The following is a 15,460-nucleotide window of genomic DNA, read 5'->3' as shown; positions in this document are numbered from 1 at the left end:
TTGATTCACCTAAAGGTGACTATTTCAGGATCTGAATATCTGGCTGTCCAGGTTCTAGCTCTTCAAAATCCCATCCTAAGCCAATAGAAGGCATTGTTTCAAGGAACGGATCCGGGTCAAGTTGCTCCATATTGAAGACACCATGCTCTGCCCATTGCCCTTTGAAGTATTGTAAAGCGGCAGTAATCGCAGGAACACCCGTAGTATATGCGATCGCTTGATGCTCAACATCCTCATAAGCGACTTCGTGGTCGGCGATATTATAAATAAAAACACTTCTCGCTTTTCCGTCTTTCAAGCCCTGTACCCATGTACCAATGCATGTATTTCCTTTATACCCAGGAGCTAAAGACGTTGGGTCTGGTAATAATGCTTTAAGCACATGCAGAGGCTGGACTTCACGACCATCAGGTAAAGTAATTGGGTCTGGACTCAATAAACCAATATCACGCATGCAGTTGAAATAATTCAAATAACGATCACCAAAGCCCATCCAAAACTCGATACGTTTCGCTGGGATGAACTCTTTCAGTGAGCGAACTTCATCGTGTGCCATCGAATAAACTTTATGTTTGCCGACGACAGGAAAATCAAACTCGTGCATTCGAGTATGGCAACCAACACGCTTCCAATCACCCTTTTCCCAGTAAAAAGAGTCACCTTGGATTTCTAACATGTTTGTCTCTGGATCAAAATTTGTCGCAAATTTCTTACCATGGTCTCCAGCATTCACATCCATCACATCGATTGAATCTATCTCATCGAACAGATGTTTTACCGCATAGGCAGCAAATACGCTGACTACACCTGGATCAAATCCTGCTCCCAATATCCCTGTAATACCTGCTTCCTTGAATTTATCTCTGTATTCCCACTGCCAATCATAAGCTTGAGGGACAAGTTGACCTTCGGAACAAAGGTCAACTGCAACAGAAGTATCAAGATATGAAACTTTGGCCTGATAGCAAGCTTCCATGATGTTCATATTCACCCATGGAGGACCTACGTTGATAACGAGATCAGGCTTAACTTCATTGATCAAAGCTACTAACGCATCTACGTCATCGGCATTTACTGCACGAGCTTCGAGCTTCTTGGTAGAGTCTTTCAGGTTATTGCGACCTTTAATTGACTCAATGATTTTCTCGCATTTTGAAATGGTGCGAGACGCAATAGTTATATCACCCAGGACGTCGTTGTTTTGAGCCGCTTTATGAGCCGCAACCCAACCAACACCGCCTGCACCAATTTGTAGAATTGACATTTTTTCTTGTTACCCTTCTTAGTCTAGCTCAACTGCTAGATCCTCAATTTGTGAAAGTAAAGCATCGAAGTCTGACATGTTTAAACATGGGTTCAGAATAGTGAACTTAAGCGCTGTTTTGCCAGCAACAACCGTTTCACCCAGAACTGCGATACCACGGGTCAAAGCTTCCATTCTCAATTTCTGGTTTAGTTTATCCAGATTTTGTGAGGAAGACTTCACGACACGGAACAGCACTGTTGATAAACATGGCTGTGCCAATAGCTCAAACGATTCACTTTCGCTTACTCGTTGAGCAACTTGTTGTGTTTGCTCGATCAGATGGTCATACATTTGACCAAGTTCCTGAGGTCCAACACTTTGCATTGTCATATACACTTTCAATGCATCGAAACGTTTAGTCGTTGCAATAGATTTGTCGACCAAGTTAGGCAACGTATCATGCTCGCGATTTAGGTAGTCTGCGTGATGAAGAAGATATTTAAAATTATCTTTATCATTGACAAGCAGAGCACCACAGCTGATTGCTTGATAAAACAGCTTATGGAAATCAACCGAAACAGATTGAGCTCTTTCGATACCAGATAGGCGATCTTTATGGCTACTTAAAATTAACGCGCCGCCATAAGCACTATCCACGTGCATCCATAACTCATACTGTTGAGCAATATCAGCAACCACATTTAAATCATCAATTGCACCGTGATCGGTTGTACCTGCCGTACCAACAATCGCGAATGGAATTTCACCGCGAGCTTTTGATGCTTCGATAACGTCAGCAATCTTAGTCGCATCCATTGTTCCATTCTCATGAGCAGGAACCGTAAGGATAGACTTCTCACCCAGCCCCATCCAAGAGGCAGATTTCTGCACAGTAAAGTGAGCGTTTTCAGAACACACGATACGTAGCCTTGAAGCGTACTCAGGTAAACCGAGTTTCTGAACTGAATGGCCTGACATTTTGTCTGCAATCCAGTCACGCGCAAGCAACAGTCCCATTTGGTTACTCTGAGTACCACCACTGGTCATAATGCCATCGGCTTTTTCACCAAGGTGATATTTCTCACACATCCAATCCATAACACGCTGTTCCACATATGTCGCAGCGGATGCCTGATCCCAAGAGTCCATTGACTGGTTAAGTGAACCAATCATCGCTTCTGCAGCGATAGATGCCAATAGAGGTGGTGTATGTAAATGTGCAATGCAATTCGGATGCTGAACGATGATAGAATTCTTCGCCACTAAATCAGTCATATCAGATACAACATCGATCAGCGAAGAGCTGTTGTGATCGAGCTCAACTCGATTAACGGCTTTTTCAAGTTCCAGGGGATCTAGGCCAGAATATGGCGCTTCAACCTTCTCGAATACCGATTTCAGAGCCGCCGTCGTGTGATGCATCACTGCTGAAAACGACTTACTACCCTGTGCACCTGTTTGAATGAAGTGTTTTTTCCATTCAGCTTGATTATCTTCTTGAGTCTTCTTGCCACCGCCAGCGACAAGAATCGCTTCTTCTAGAACGCGTAAGGCGAAATCAATCTGTTCAAATGAAATAATCACAGGTGGTAAGAAACGGATCACAGAACCTTCACGGCCACCTTTTTCTACCATCAAACCACGCTCTAGCGCTGCACGCTGAATGCGTAATGTTAATGCGCCATCCGCTTTAGGCTCACCGAATTTATTCAACTCACCAGCAGGATCTTTAATTTCAACACCTAGCATCAAACCTTTACCGCGAACTTCTGCAACGCAGTTAACGCGGCTTTGAATCTTTTCTAGACCCAGGCGTAAATATTGACCAGCGATGTTTGCATGTTCAACAAGATTATCTCGTTGAAGAATTTCCAATGCTTTTGCACCTGAAACCATCGCTAACTGGTTGCCGCGGAATGTTCCAGTATGTTCACCTGGTTTCCAAGTATCGATACCGCGTTTAAGCACAAGCATAGACATTGGTAGACCGCCGCCAATCGCTTTCGATAGACAAAGAATATCAGGAACGATACCAGATTCTTCAAAGGCAAAGTTGTAGCCTGTTTTACCGACACCACATTGAATTTCATCAAAAATTAGTAGGATACCGTGTTCATCACAGATACGACGTAATTCTCTCAACCAAAATGCAGGAGCTGGAATTACACCACCTTCACCCTGAACAGGTTCAACAATGATAGCAGCAGGTTTCATGATACCGGCTTCATCATCACCTAATAGACGCTCGATATAGCGAATACTGGCACGAGCGCCCTCATCACCACCCAAACCAAATGGACAGCGTAAGTTGTATGGATAAGGCATGAAATGTACGTCAGACATCAGGCCGGTGCGGCGAGATTTTGTACCCAGGTTACCCATCATACCCATCGTACCGTTTGTCATACCATGGTATGCGCCGCGGAAAGCCATCATCGTATTACGACCAGTTGTCTGCTTAGCTAACTTAATAGCCGCTTCAACCGCATCTGCACCAGATGGTCCACAGAACTGGATAACACAATCATCACTCAACTCAGCTGGCAGAAAACTCTTAACGCGCTTGATATAGTTATCTTTTACTGGCGTTGTGATATCAAGAGTCTGATATGGCAGACCTGAATCTAAGTGTTCTTTTAATGCTTGGTTGATCTCTGGATGGTTATAACCCAACACCAATGTGCCAGCACCAGCTAGACAATCAAGAAATACCTGTCCACGAGTGTCTTCCACCAAAACACCGTAAGCACGTTTAATAGCAATAGGTAGACGCCTTGGATATGAACGAACCGACGATTCGTTCTGCTCCTGATCAAGTAATACCTGGTCTGGGGTAAGATCATAAATTCCGTCTACCTGAGGAATTTGGCTTGAAAAAATGCTATTGGCAGAATCGCCAACTTCAAAGGCTGTGCTCATTTATATTTGCCCTTAAAAAAATATTTACACTCTACTTGGACGCATAGTTGCGAAGTAGAAACAGCAAAACATCCACTTTTAAACAGAGTAAAAGCGGCGACATTGGGTCATTAAGAATGACAAGATTGATTGCTCGCCAGTATCAAGGTTCAGTTATACTGCTATCTTGTAATACAGGACATTCAGGTAACAAAAAGCTGATGAGTGATGGTGAAATATGTCTATTCAATGTTGGGTTTCCCATTTAAAGTCGCTCCCACGACAACAGTATCCCGTCTACTAGTAAAAGGCCTTACTAGTACCTACCCTACGTAGTTTTAACAATCAGCTTGAATGTTCACTACGCGTTTCCCCCAGATAAACTTACTCCCTCCGAGATTGTTCGCGAAATTAACACAAAAAGACTTTGTAATGCAAACATTTTTATTACTCTTAATGATAATTAAGACACCTCAGATTTTCGGACTTTCTATATCACATTGTATTTGCGCTAATTTTTGTGCCATCCCTTGTGCTATAAGGGGATGGCACAATATTCAATTGAATTAGGAAGAGACTTCTTCGCTTTCTGTAGCACGAGCCTTCGGTAAACTTTTACTCAACATAAAATAGCCAATAATTGCAGCAGTCGTTGAGCCAACCAAAATCCCCAATCGAGAATACGTGTCGAAGTCCGTTTCAATACCACTAAAGGCCAGTGACGAAATGAATATCGACATTGTAAAACCAATACCACACAGCACAGAGACGGCGAATATATGGGTAAACGATATGCCCCTTGGAAGCTGAGCGATTTTTAATTTAACTGCTAACCAGCTGAACGAAAATACACCGAGTGGTTTCCCTATAAAGAGCCCCAACGCGATACCGAGCGGCACGGGATGCGCTAATGTATTTAATGAAATACCCTCTAGAGATATGCCCGCATTCGCAAAGGCAAATATTGGCAATATCAGGAATGATACGTAAGGATGCAACATATGCTCTAAATGTTTTAATGGAGAGTGCTGCCCTTCTTTGCCCTTCATCGGTATCGCAAAGCCAATAACAACGCCAGCAAGCGTCGCATGTACCCCGGATTTGAGTACAGCTATCCACAATATTGTACCGACAATTAGATACGCGGTCAGACTGGTAATATTTTTGATATTCATGACCATCAAAAGCACTGTCATAGCAAAACCGATGATTAGCGCTAAAACAGAAAGATCACTACTGTAAAATAAAGCAATGATTACGATAACACCTAAATCATCAATGATCGCTAAGGCAAGAAGAAATACTTTGAGGCTAATTGGCACCCGATTGCCCAGTAATGCCATTATACCGAGAGCAAAAGCGATATCCGTCGCTGCAGGAATTGCCCAACCACCAATTGCTACCGGATTGCTATAGTTAAAGATGCAGTAGACCAAAGCCGGAGCAATCATCCCGCCAAGCGCTGCAATAGCTGGGAAAATGGCCTTTTCTTTGGATTTCAGCGCTCCAGAAATGAGTTCTCTTTTTACTTCCAGGCCTATAAGTAAAAAGAAGATTGCCATTAGACCATCATTGATCCAATGAGATACTGACATCCCACCAACATAGGCGTGGAGAAAATCATTATAGGTTGACGACATAGGTGAGTTTGCCGTAATCATTGCCGCCGCAGCAGCAATAACGAGCAGAATACCACCGGCAGATTCAAGCTTAAAGAATGCACGGATGATACCAATCATAAATAAGTCCCTTCTATTTAACACAGAGTTAACAAAACGCCTAAGAGTGTATCTAGGGAATGACAGATAGAAAAATCGATTGTTCGGATATAACTCTTCGGTTTTTCCGAATAGTCCGCCATTTAAACTTGTAAATAACGAAATACCATCAATATAAATACTAGGAAAAAAGCCAGAATAGTCAAAATTTTAGGGTGAGTTTACTTAAAGTGCATCTCTGAAGTACTGCATTGGGGAGCGAGTTAATAACTTAATCAGAGGTATGACGCCAGCGGAAACAAGTGCAAAAAGCGAATAAAAAATCGTTTTCGCATATTCAAGATAAGCCGGGTGAAGCTGAATCGACCAGCCAAACGTTTCTTTTACTAACGTATTGATGACCATCTGTGATAAGCCAATGCCGAGCGGCAAAGCAATCACTAATGCAATCACGCCAAATATCAACAACTGAAGGCCACCTATAAATATCAGCTCTTTATTGGAAACACCGAAGCAACGCAATAATGCAAAATGGCGCTGCCTGGTCACTTCACCGGCAATAGTCGCGAAAAAGATACCAACAACGGCGATGACCAACGTAATCGTTCCCAGAGCTTTTGCTGCAGCAAAGGTCCGATCAAAGGTATCCATCACTAAATGTCTAATGGTTCCAACACCATATATGCGTTCAGAGTCTAGCTGGTAACGTTGCATCAGCGCCTGCTCAATCATAGCCTGACTATCTGAGCTATGTTCCTTCGTCGCAACAGACAACGTAATATCCCCTTCGTCGGAGAAGAAATGCTGCCATTTTCTTGTGGGCATTATTACCTGATAAAACGGATTACCATAATCATAATAGACGCCAGCAATGGTCCATTTACTGTCTATAGGTTGTGGCAGATAGATATTATCGCCAGGTCTCAAATGCAGTTTTAAGGCAGTTGACTCGCTGATCATTACGCTACGACTATTGTGTAATACGCTCCAGTAATCAGGAACTGCGACTTTCACTGTCAGGCTAATTCTTTCTGCTTCTGACTTGCCAACACTGACCATCTGCAAAATGCCATTATCTGTAGTCAGGTCTCGTTCCCAACGTTCCCAAACATGGCTAATATTAGGCTGTTTCTCCAGCCAAGTTTGAATTGGCTGATAATTCTCTGGAGAGGCATATATATAAAGATCAGCAGATAGTCGCTTACTCAACCAATCTCCGGTTGTCGAGCGAAAACTCCCTGTAAGCGTTTCAACACCGATATTAGCAGACAAAGCAATGAGAAATGCCATAGTTGCAATACCTCGGTAACTCATACTGGCAGCAGCATCCGCAAAGAACCAACGTTGCTTAACCCCCTTTAACCGATATGAAAAAAAATCAAAAGCCTTCCAGATGATATAAGGCGCAAGCAGAGCGACTGCTATTAGTACAAGAGCCAGAATCATCAAAGCGGTTATTGGTGTCATTGTAAATTGATACATAATGACTGAGATAACAATCAGAATAAGAGCGATAATGGCCTGTATTGAACATTCTGACCCCGCAAATCGGATGAGAGACAGTCTGGCAGTTAACCTAATTGGTCTTGATTTAAGAAGTCTGAATAATGGCCATACGCAAGCACTTGCTGCACCAAATGAAGCAAGAATAAAGCTTAGTAAGCACCAGGTCCATTTCCATTCAATGAAATTGAACATACTTCCAGACGCAACATCATCGAGACTGATATAGAAATGAGGAGCGAGATACATCGATAAGATATACCCCAATATGTTTCCACAAATCCATGAAATCACAATAAACGTAAATAGCTCAATGGCTAACGCTCGCATTAAGTCCAGTCCAGATACGCCCGCTTGACGTAGCATTCCCACCAGGGGTTGTCTCTGCACAAAAGACAATGACATGGCTTGGTAGAAAATAAACAGTCCGACTAAAAAGGCAAGCATCCCCATAGCGGTAAGATTCATATGAAGTGCTTTTGTGTATGTGCCAAAATTTGAACGATGATTTCGCACCAACATCATTGTTGCTGGTAAAGCGCTTTTTAGGCGCTGTAAATCTTCAAATGGCATTTCACCGCAAGTGATCGCGGTTAAGTCCGTATTCGGTTTAAAGAGACGAGTATTCTTCGTCAACGTTAGGAGTCTATTGCCATAAACGACGTTATACCCATCAACGAGCACCGGGCCAAGTTTTTTCCCTGTTGATAATATTATCGTTTCACCACTTTTCACTCCCAATGTCTCAGCAAATTCGGAACTGATTAAAACCGTATGCTTGGTAGCTGAACTTTTGAGCTGTCCATGAGAAAGGGATTCTATTGATAATCCAGCGTGAGGACTGGCAGACTTCACTCCAATCAAAGTAAGTTCTTCACCTGAACGAGAATAAAGTTCCGCCCTTTCTAAAGGTAAACACTGTGAAAAACCGAGCTTAAGAATGTCGTCAAATGCGCTATGGGGAAGCTCATCATTCAGGTTTCTTGAGATAATGTGATAAGGAAGCGGATTGGCAAATAATTTTTCGCCGTGTTGATAGCTCTTAAGAATATGGTGGTTGATGGCGATAACACCAGTAAACAAAGACACTCCAAGTGTTAAACCCAACCAAACCAGTACAAATTGCAGAGGGTAACGACGATAGTGACCGAGAAGTGCTTTAACTACGGGCCACGACATGTAACACTCCTCCCTGTAATTTAACGCAACCTTCCATGTGGCTTGCGACTTTCTGACTGTGAGTAACCAGTAGCAGAGAACAATTAAGTTGTTTCGTAAGTGAGGTCAGAAGACGCATCACAGCAGCAGCATTACGTTCATCGAGACTTCCAGTTGGCTCATCCGCTAGCAGCAATTTAGGTTCCATGTATAGAGCTCTAGCGATTGCCGCCCTTTGCTGCTGCCCACCAGAAACTTCCTCCGGATATCGACCGAGCAGCGACATTAAATCAAGTGCCGACATGATTTGGCGCCACAAGCCTGGATCTTCAGGCAATCCACGCAACTGACGACAGAATCGAATATTATCAGCAAGGTTCAGTGTGGGAAGGAGGTTAAACTGTTGGAAAACATGCCCTATATAGTGCCTTCTGAATGCGGCCCTATTATGTTCAGATGCTTTATGCATGGGAAAATTGGGAAACCATATCTCCCCGGAATCCGCTTTATCAAGCCCTGCAATCAGGTTTAATAGCGTACTTTTACCGGAGCCACTTTCTCCCATAAGTGCTAGCTGTTCGCCTCGATTTAATGTCAGCTCGGTCCCCTGCAAAACGGGATGAAATTCACCACCATCAACATAGCCTTTGCAAAGGTTCGACAACTGTAACATTAAACTCTCTCGACGTTTGAAATTGAACTGGGAATCTACACTAAAATTGCGAGGATAGAAAGGTCTTTAAAATAACCACAAAACCATATTCTATAGGTACCATATAATCGTTCTAAAGTTAATACCACTAAGAATTATACCCGCCCGAAATCGGAACTTAAGTATTTGTATTTCAAGTTAGAGTATTATCCTTGTAATATAATATTGCTAATCCGTGAATCAGGAACGAATTCAATGATAAATAAGAATGTACTCGTATTGGGCGCATCAGGTTACATTGGTTCTCAACTTGTACCGATACTTTTAAAATCTGGTTACATTGTCACTGCAGCATCGAGAGAATCAGAGTTGCTCAATGATAAGTTTCCAGAACACCCCAATCTAAAAGTCTGCCATGTTGATCTGGAAGATAAAACGTCACTAAAGACACCATTGCAGGGTCAAGACATCGTGTATTTCCTTGTTCACGGAATGGCCCACAGTTCCGATTTTCTAGACTATGAAACAACATTAGCGTTAAACGCAGTAGACGCGATGAAAAACACACCATCGCTAAAACACGTCATTTTTTTAAGTGCGATTCAACCAAATAGTGGCGCGTCTCAACATATCGAAGCAAGAAAACGCACAGGCGAAATACTGCGTCAACTCTCGATTCCTGTAACGGAATTACGGGCCGGAGTTATTATAGGTCCAGGGTCAGCCGCATTTGAAATAATGCGTGACTTTGTCTATAACATGCCAATCTTGATAGCCCCTATTTGGGTTGATTCCAAAGCGAACCCCATCGCACTAAAAAATCTCAACCACTATTTAATCGAGTTAGCTAAAGCATCCCCCTCATCACACCGAATATACGAAATAGGTGGACCGGATACCGTAAGCTATCGCGAACAATTCAAAGTAATTAGCTCTCTGGCGAAGAAACCCTATCGGTTATTCTCTACGAAACTTCTCACCCCTCAAATCGCTTCGTATTGGTTATCATTAGTCACCTCTGTACCAAAAAACATTGGTCAAGCATTACTCTCAGGGCTAGAACATGACTACATTGCACACACTGGTGATATAGCGTCAATCTATCCACAAAATTTACTCTCTTACAAAGATGCCGTTGAAGACACATTATCGAAAGAGGGGCGATTTATTATCAGTAATGTGTGGGGTTTCGATCCAAATGCGTACAAACGGTGGCAACCGGGATATGGATACTATCCTAAAAATGCCGGCGCGAGCGAAATAACGCAGGCGTCAACACAACAGATATGGTCAGTCATAGAGAAAATAGGCAGTAAAGAAAAAGGCTACTACTTTGCCAATATTCTTTGGAGAACAAGAGAATGGATGGATACCATTTTCACCTGGAAAAAGCCTGTCAGACAATCACCTTTGGGGGCCGAACTGCAAGTCGGTGATTACATTGACTCTTGGAAGGTGATACGCTGTGAGAAAAATCGTTTTCTTTCTCTTTTGTTTGGGCTCACTGCACCAGGGCTTGGTCGACTTGAATTTCGAATCATAGAGCAGGGAACAAATAGAAAATTGGATATTAGAGCGTGGTGGCACCCAAAAGGTTTTCGTGGTCTGCTGTATTGGTTTGCCATGATGCCAGCGCACCTATTCATATTCCGCGGTATGGTTCGCAAAATATGCCGAGAAGCAGAACAAGAAAAAAGTCACTGACTTGCAGTGACTTAAGTGTAATTACGGTTGATAATCGAGAGGAATTTCTGCAAGAAATTCACCTTTGTTCTGCGGGTATATCAAATACTCGCCGTGATACTTAACATTCGATTTGTAATCGGTACGTTTATGGACAACGAAGCCCGCTTCCCACGCTTTCGTTATAAATTCCTGGTGATTCCCTCGGACAAACCAGCTCATAGGTTTAATCAGAACTTCCCCGTCAAAACAGGATTCACACTGATTTGAGCACAAAGCTAGAGAGTTATTCAATTCGGTAAGTATCTGAACTTTCCCCTCATTGACTAGCGGCTCGGAAGTAGAGACTTCCCAATCAGCGGCTTCCATCGTATCCAAAAAGTCTTCGATTTGTTTATCTGTTATCTCTTGCTCTTGCTTGAAACTATCTCGATAGAAACCAGAAATTTTCCGAAATAGAAGAGGTAGTGCTGCTCCAGAACCTTGTGAACGCCCCATTTTTTGCCAACGTATTAGATCACTGGTGACTAATTTTGAACAAGTTTGCTGTTTAAGAGACTTTGTTATCCATCTCACCAAAAAATGGTTATTCGATACCGGAGAATCAATCAATTTTCCAGCTTTATGCTGACTTGTCATCTCTTCCAAAGCGCTGTTAACCAGCTTTTGAATTTCTAAATAGTAATCACTCATTACGCATGTCTTCCAAATACCCAATAACACGTCGCAGATAATACTGAACAGGCTGCCATGCTCATTACCATTGGCCAAGAGACACCTCCCGGCATAGAAGCAACAACGGCACCAACAATAGAACCAAGACCAAACCTTACCGTACCCGCCAACGAGGATGCCGTTCCTGCAAGACGAGGATATTCACTTAAAAGAAGTCCCATTGAATTACTGCCTACCGTTGATATCGTCCCGATGAACATAACAACAAACGGAACAATTCCCCATAGTCCCCAATTCATCAGCCAACCAACAATCAGCATGAGACCAGCAATCAACTGAATTGTTAATCCTAACTTCAGCATAAAGTGCGAACCGACCTTTTTTACAATCCGCCCATTAAGCATGGTCATAAAGATCATCGCAACGATATTTAAACCAAACAGATAACCAAAAATATCAGGTGAAACATGATAAATATCGATATAGACGAAAGAACCAGCGGAGAGAAAAGAAAACATACCGGAAAACGAAAATGCACCACAAAACATCAGTCCCATCGCCTGACTAGAGCGACACAAGCCAAGATAGTGAGTTAACGTTTGAACTAAATGAAGTGGCTGACGATTTTCCGGTTTCAGAGTTTCGGGAATCTTCCACAACACCATCAAAACGACAAGAAGTGCAAATCCGACAAGAAACCAGAATATTGAACGCCAACCAAACCAAACCGCTAGATGTCCCCCCATCATGGGAGCTAACAATGGGGCAAGAGTGATGACTAACGTGACAAAAGACATCGCACGAGCAAAATCTTCTCGATCGAACATATCTCGAACGACAGCCTGAATAACCACCGCAACAGCTGCGCCTGCAAAACCTTGTGCAGCACGGATAATAGCTAGACCATTAATGTCGGTGATACTAGTACAGAAATAGGAACCCAAGGCAAACAGAATGAGTCCGACTAACATGAGAGGTCTGCGACCAAAACTATCCGATAAAGGGCCATGCAGTAACTGTCCTATTGCAAATCCAGCTGTATAGGACGTTAGGGTCATTTGCACGGCACCAGCGCTGACACCTAGATCACTTGCGATACTTGGCATCGCAGGCAGATACATATCGATTGCTAGAGGGGTAATCGCACCTAATGCACCTAGAATAATAAACAAAAGGAAACCGACATGGTTTCCTTGCCCCGATGAATGCTCATCGCTTTTAATCATATTTGAACCTGACTTTTTTGAAGCTGACTTTATTATCTTTTATTGAAATATAGATGCGATTTCGTCATCTGTAAGGTATCGATATTCTCCAGGAGCAAGATCATCATCTAATCGTAATGGTCCTATACGTTCGCGATGCAAGCCAACAACTTTATTACCTAGCGCTGCGAACATACGTTTCACCTGATGGTATTTACCTTCATGTATAGTCAGCAATACTTCAGTATCACTGATAATTTCAAGTTGCGCCGGACGAGTAGGCTCTTTCTCGTTGCGAAGTTCAATACCTTCAGCAAATCTTTCAATATAGTTATCCGTGATTGGATCGGCTAACCAAACTCGGTAAAGCTTTTCACATTTATGTTTCGGTGACGTAATTCTATGCGACCATTTACCGTCATCTGTCATTAAGACAAGACCCGTAGTATCAACATCAAGGCGCCCAGCAAAATGCAATTTAAATGCATTCGGCTCATCAAGAAGAACATAAACAGTATGGTTATAGTCATCTTCCTGAGAGCATACGTAGCCTTCTGGCTTATTGAGCATTATATATTTAGGCCCCGGCTTGGGTAACTCTCTGTCTTGCCATTCTACGCAAGCATCTATACTAACTTGAAACGCACCCGACTTCTGGATGTCTCCTTCGACAGTAACATCACCGCTTTTAATAATCTTAGTCGCTTCTTTACGAGTGACACCTAAGCTATCACATATAAATTTATCGAGTCTCATGGATACCTCTATCTCTTCGAGTCGGGTATTATACTCAGTCAGTATTGATTAGTTGAACTATTTCACATTTTTATTTCCTATGTATGTCCTTCGTCCTTACCAATCAGATGCAGTCAAAGCTGTTGTTCACTTTTTCCGTCGTTCCTCAAAGCCAGCAGTCGTGGTTTTGCCTACCGGAGCTGGTAAAAGTCTCGTCATCGCTGAATTAGCTCGTTTGGCAAAAGGCAGAGTTTTAGTCCTTGCCCATGTAAAAGAGTTGGTTGAACAAAATCACGCCAAATATGAAGGGTATGGGCTGCAAGCAAGTATCTTTTCTGCTGGCTTAGGGCGAAAAGAAACCGAACAACAAGTGATTTTTGCTTCAATTCAATCAGTAGCGAATAATTTAGACGATTTTAAAAATCAGTTCTCTTTACTTATCATTGATGAATGCCACAGAGTTCCTGAAAATAGAGAGACCAGCTATCAAAAAGTCATCCAGCACCTCATTGATATCAACCCTGGAATAAAAATTCTCGGACTCACGGCCACACCTTATCGGCTTGGTTTAGGTTGGATATATCAGTACCATTCAAAAGGTCTCATACGTTCGGAAGAACCGCGTTTCTTTTATGAATGTATTTATGAATTGCCAATTCAATATCTGTTAGATGATGGATTTCTGACCCCAGCAAGAGTGCTAGACGCTCCTGTTCTCAGCTATGATTTTTCTCAGCTGAGTCACTCTAAAACGGGTGTCTACAAAGAGTCAGACCTCAATCAAATTATCTCAAAGAACGAACGAGCAACACCTCAAATAGTCCAACAAATAGAAACGATGGCCGAGAACAAACAAGGTGTCATGGTTTTCGCAGCGACAGTTCGTCATGCAGAAGAAATACAGAATCTCTTACCAACAGCTAACTCAGCACTTATCACTGGCAGCACCCCGGTTTCTGAACGAGACAGCATTATTAACGCCTTTAAACAACGAGACATTAAATATCTTGTTAATGTTTCTGTTTTAACGACAGGGTTTGATGCACCTCATGTTGATCTAATCGCAATCCTGCGCCCGACCGCATCAGTGAGCTTATATCAACAGATTATAGGGAGAGGGCTGCGTCTTTCTGAGGGTAAAGACGAATGCCTAATTTTAGATTATGCAGGTAATCAGTACGACCTGTTTCAACCTGAAATCGGCGAGCCCAAACCAACTGCGGATAGCGAGTTAATTACAGTCCCCTGCCCGGCGTGTGGTTTCAATAACTCTTTCTGGGGCAAACTCGACTCAAATGGCTACTTAATTGAGCACTATGGACGGAAATGTCGTGGATTCTTCACCGACGAAGATACTGGTGAAAGAGAACATTGTGACTACCGTTTTCGAGCAAAATATTGTCGTGATTGTGGTGCTGAAAATGATATCGCCGCGCGCGTGTGCAACCAATGTGATGCGACATTAGTCGATCCTGATAAAAAGCTCAAGGACGCCCTAAACCTCAAAGATAACCTTGTTTTTGAATGTGTCGATATGACCTTATCAACAACGAAGACAGACAAAGGGCTGACCCAACTAAAAGTTACTTATCACAGTGAATCGGGAGCCCAAGTACATGAATTTTGGAATCTTAGGACAAAAAATCAAAAAGCAAAATTTATGCAGTTTTTTGTTCAGACACATCTCGCAGATAAACATCGGGTGTTTAATGAGTTATCACCGCAAAAAGTTGTCGATAATCAACACCGTTTTCGATTACCTAAGTACGTCATAGCCTCTAAGAACGGGCGATTTTGGTCTTTAAGAGATAGAATTTTCGCTGATGAACTAAGTAATTTGGCTATTTAGGTCGACTTATCCACGTTAAAGGTAGATTTTCCGACGTACGGATATTGCTCTGTAGTTAATAGAATGATAGTATCCGCGCTCACTTAAACGTTGAGTATTCTCGACTTTAAGTGAAACAGAGTTAGCAAGGTCGCATTG

At 42.5% G+C, this 15,460-nt stretch carries 10 protein-coding genes; 2 read left to right on the top strand and 8 right to left on the bottom strand.

The genetic code is table 11. From position 1 onward, the window contains the following. Positions 1-19: 19 nt before the first annotated feature. The 5 genes from EES38_RS09400 to EES38_RS09380 form a co-directional block, all read right to left on the bottom strand. Positions 20-1,264 carry a carboxynorspermidine synthase gene (locus EES38_RS09400; RefSeq protein ID WP_124936921.1) on the bottom strand — a complete coding sequence of 415 codons (1,245 nt, stop codon included), beginning with the start codon at positions 1,262-1,264 and terminating at the stop codon, positions 20-22. An 18-nt stretch (positions 1,265-1,282) separates the two neighbouring features. After that, positions 1,283-4,165: a pyridoxal phosphate-dependent class III aminotransferase gene (locus EES38_RS09395; protein WP_124936920.1), complete on the bottom strand. Its 2,883-nt coding sequence runs from the start codon at positions 4,163-4,165 to the stop codon at positions 1,283-1,285. A gap of 545 nt (positions 4,166-4,710) precedes the next feature. Next, positions 4,711-5,883 (bottom strand): Na+/H+ antiporter NhaA, encoded by a 1,173-nt coding sequence (gene nhaA, locus EES38_RS09390; protein ID WP_124936919.1) that lies wholly within the window; start codon positions 5,881-5,883, stop codon positions 4,711-4,713. Between the two features lie 204 nt (positions 5,884-6,087). After that, positions 6,088-8,544, bottom strand: a complete 2,457-nt coding sequence (locus EES38_RS09385; RefSeq protein ID WP_124936918.1) for an ABC transporter permease — start codon at positions 8,542-8,544, stop codon at positions 6,088-6,090. Then, a complete protein-coding gene (locus EES38_RS09380; RefSeq protein WP_124936917.1) occupies positions 8,525-9,196 on the bottom strand; it encodes an ABC transporter ATP-binding protein in 672 nt (223 codons plus the stop codon). The genes EES38_RS09385 and EES38_RS09380 overlap by 20 nt, the downstream gene beginning before the upstream one ends. 234 nt (positions 9,197-9,430) lie before the next feature. On the opposite strand from EES38_RS09380, the gene EES38_RS09375 reads away from it, so the two are divergent. Then, on the top strand, positions 9,431-10,879 hold the full coding sequence (locus EES38_RS09375; RefSeq protein WP_124936916.1) for a DUF2867 domain-containing protein: 1,449 nt from the start codon (positions 9,431-9,433) through the stop codon (positions 10,877-10,879). Positions 10,880-10,900: 21 nt separating this feature from the next. On the opposite strand, the gene EES38_RS09370 is transcribed toward EES38_RS09375, so the two are convergent. Genes EES38_RS09370 through rsuA form a run of 3 tightly spaced genes read right to left on the bottom strand, consistent with a single transcriptional unit; the run spans position 10,901 to position 13,494 of the window. Beyond that, positions 10,901-11,551 (bottom strand): DUF2913 family protein, encoded by a 651-nt coding sequence (locus tag EES38_RS09370; RefSeq protein ID WP_124936915.1) that lies wholly within the window; start codon positions 11,549-11,551, stop codon positions 10,901-10,903. Beyond that, positions 11,551-12,759: a Bcr/CflA family multidrug efflux MFS transporter gene (locus EES38_RS09365; protein WP_124936914.1), complete on the bottom strand. Its 1,209-nt coding sequence runs from the start codon at positions 12,757-12,759 to the stop codon at positions 11,551-11,553. The genes EES38_RS09370 and EES38_RS09365 overlap by 1 nt, the downstream gene beginning before the upstream one ends. Positions 12,760-12,798: 39 nt before the next feature. Beyond that, the gene (rsuA, locus tag EES38_RS09360; RefSeq protein ID WP_124936913.1) at positions 12,799-13,494 is read right to left on the bottom strand and encodes a 16S rRNA pseudouridine(516) synthase RsuA; all 696 of its coding nucleotides are present in this window, start codon (positions 13,492-13,494) and stop codon (positions 12,799-12,801) included. Between the two features lie 79 nt (positions 13,495-13,573). On the opposite strand from rsuA, the gene radD reads away from it, so the two are divergent. Beyond that, positions 13,574-15,322, top strand: coding sequence for a DNA repair helicase RadD (radD, locus tag EES38_RS09355; protein WP_124937199.1), 1,749 nt, complete (start codon positions 13,574-13,576; stop codon positions 15,320-15,322). Positions 15,323-15,460: the final 138 nt, after the last annotated feature.

Origin of the sequence: Vibrio viridaestus (genome assembly GCF_003856525.1) — a bacterium.
Lineage (GTDB): Bacteria > Pseudomonadota > Gammaproteobacteria > Enterobacterales > Vibrionaceae > Vibrio > Vibrio viridaestus.
This window is presented reverse-complemented; position numbering and strand designations above follow the sequence as displayed.

Excerpts from the sequence above, each read along its gene's own strand:
- EES38_RS09375 (WP_124936916.1), top strand. The coding sequence starts at position 9,431 with ATGATAAATAAGAATGTACTCGTATTGGGCGCATCAGGTTACATTGGT.
- radD (WP_124937199.1), top strand. The coding sequence starts at position 13,574 with ATGTATGTCCTTCGTCCTTACCAATCAGATGCAGTCAAAGCTGTTGTT.
- EES38_RS09395 (WP_124936920.1), bottom strand. The coding sequence starts at position 4,165 with ATGAGCACAGCCTTTGAAGTTGGCGATTCTGCCAATAGCATTTTTTCA.
- EES38_RS09400 (WP_124936921.1), bottom strand. The coding sequence starts at position 1,264 with ATGTCAATTCTACAAATTGGTGCAGGCGGTGTTGGTTGGGTTGCGGCT.
- EES38_RS09380 (WP_124936917.1), bottom strand. The coding sequence starts at position 9,196 with ATGTTACAGTTGTCGAACCTTTGCAAAGGCTATGTTGATGGTGGTGAA.
- EES38_RS09365 (WP_124936914.1), bottom strand. The coding sequence starts at position 12,759 with ATGATTAAAAGCGATGAGCATTCATCGGGGCAAGGAAACCATGTCGGT.
- nhaA (WP_124936919.1), bottom strand. The coding sequence starts at position 5,883 with ATGATTGGTATCATCCGTGCATTCTTTAAGCTTGAATCTGCCGGTGGT.
- EES38_RS09370 (WP_124936915.1), bottom strand. The coding sequence starts at position 11,551 with ATGAGTGATTACTATTTAGAAATTCAAAAGCTGGTTAACAGCGCTTTG.
- EES38_RS09385 (WP_124936918.1), bottom strand. The coding sequence starts at position 8,544 with ATGTCGTGGCCCGTAGTTAAAGCACTTCTCGGTCACTATCGTCGTTAC.
- rsuA (WP_124936913.1), bottom strand. The coding sequence starts at position 13,494 with ATGAGACTCGATAAATTTATATGTGATAGCTTAGGTGTCACTCGTAAA.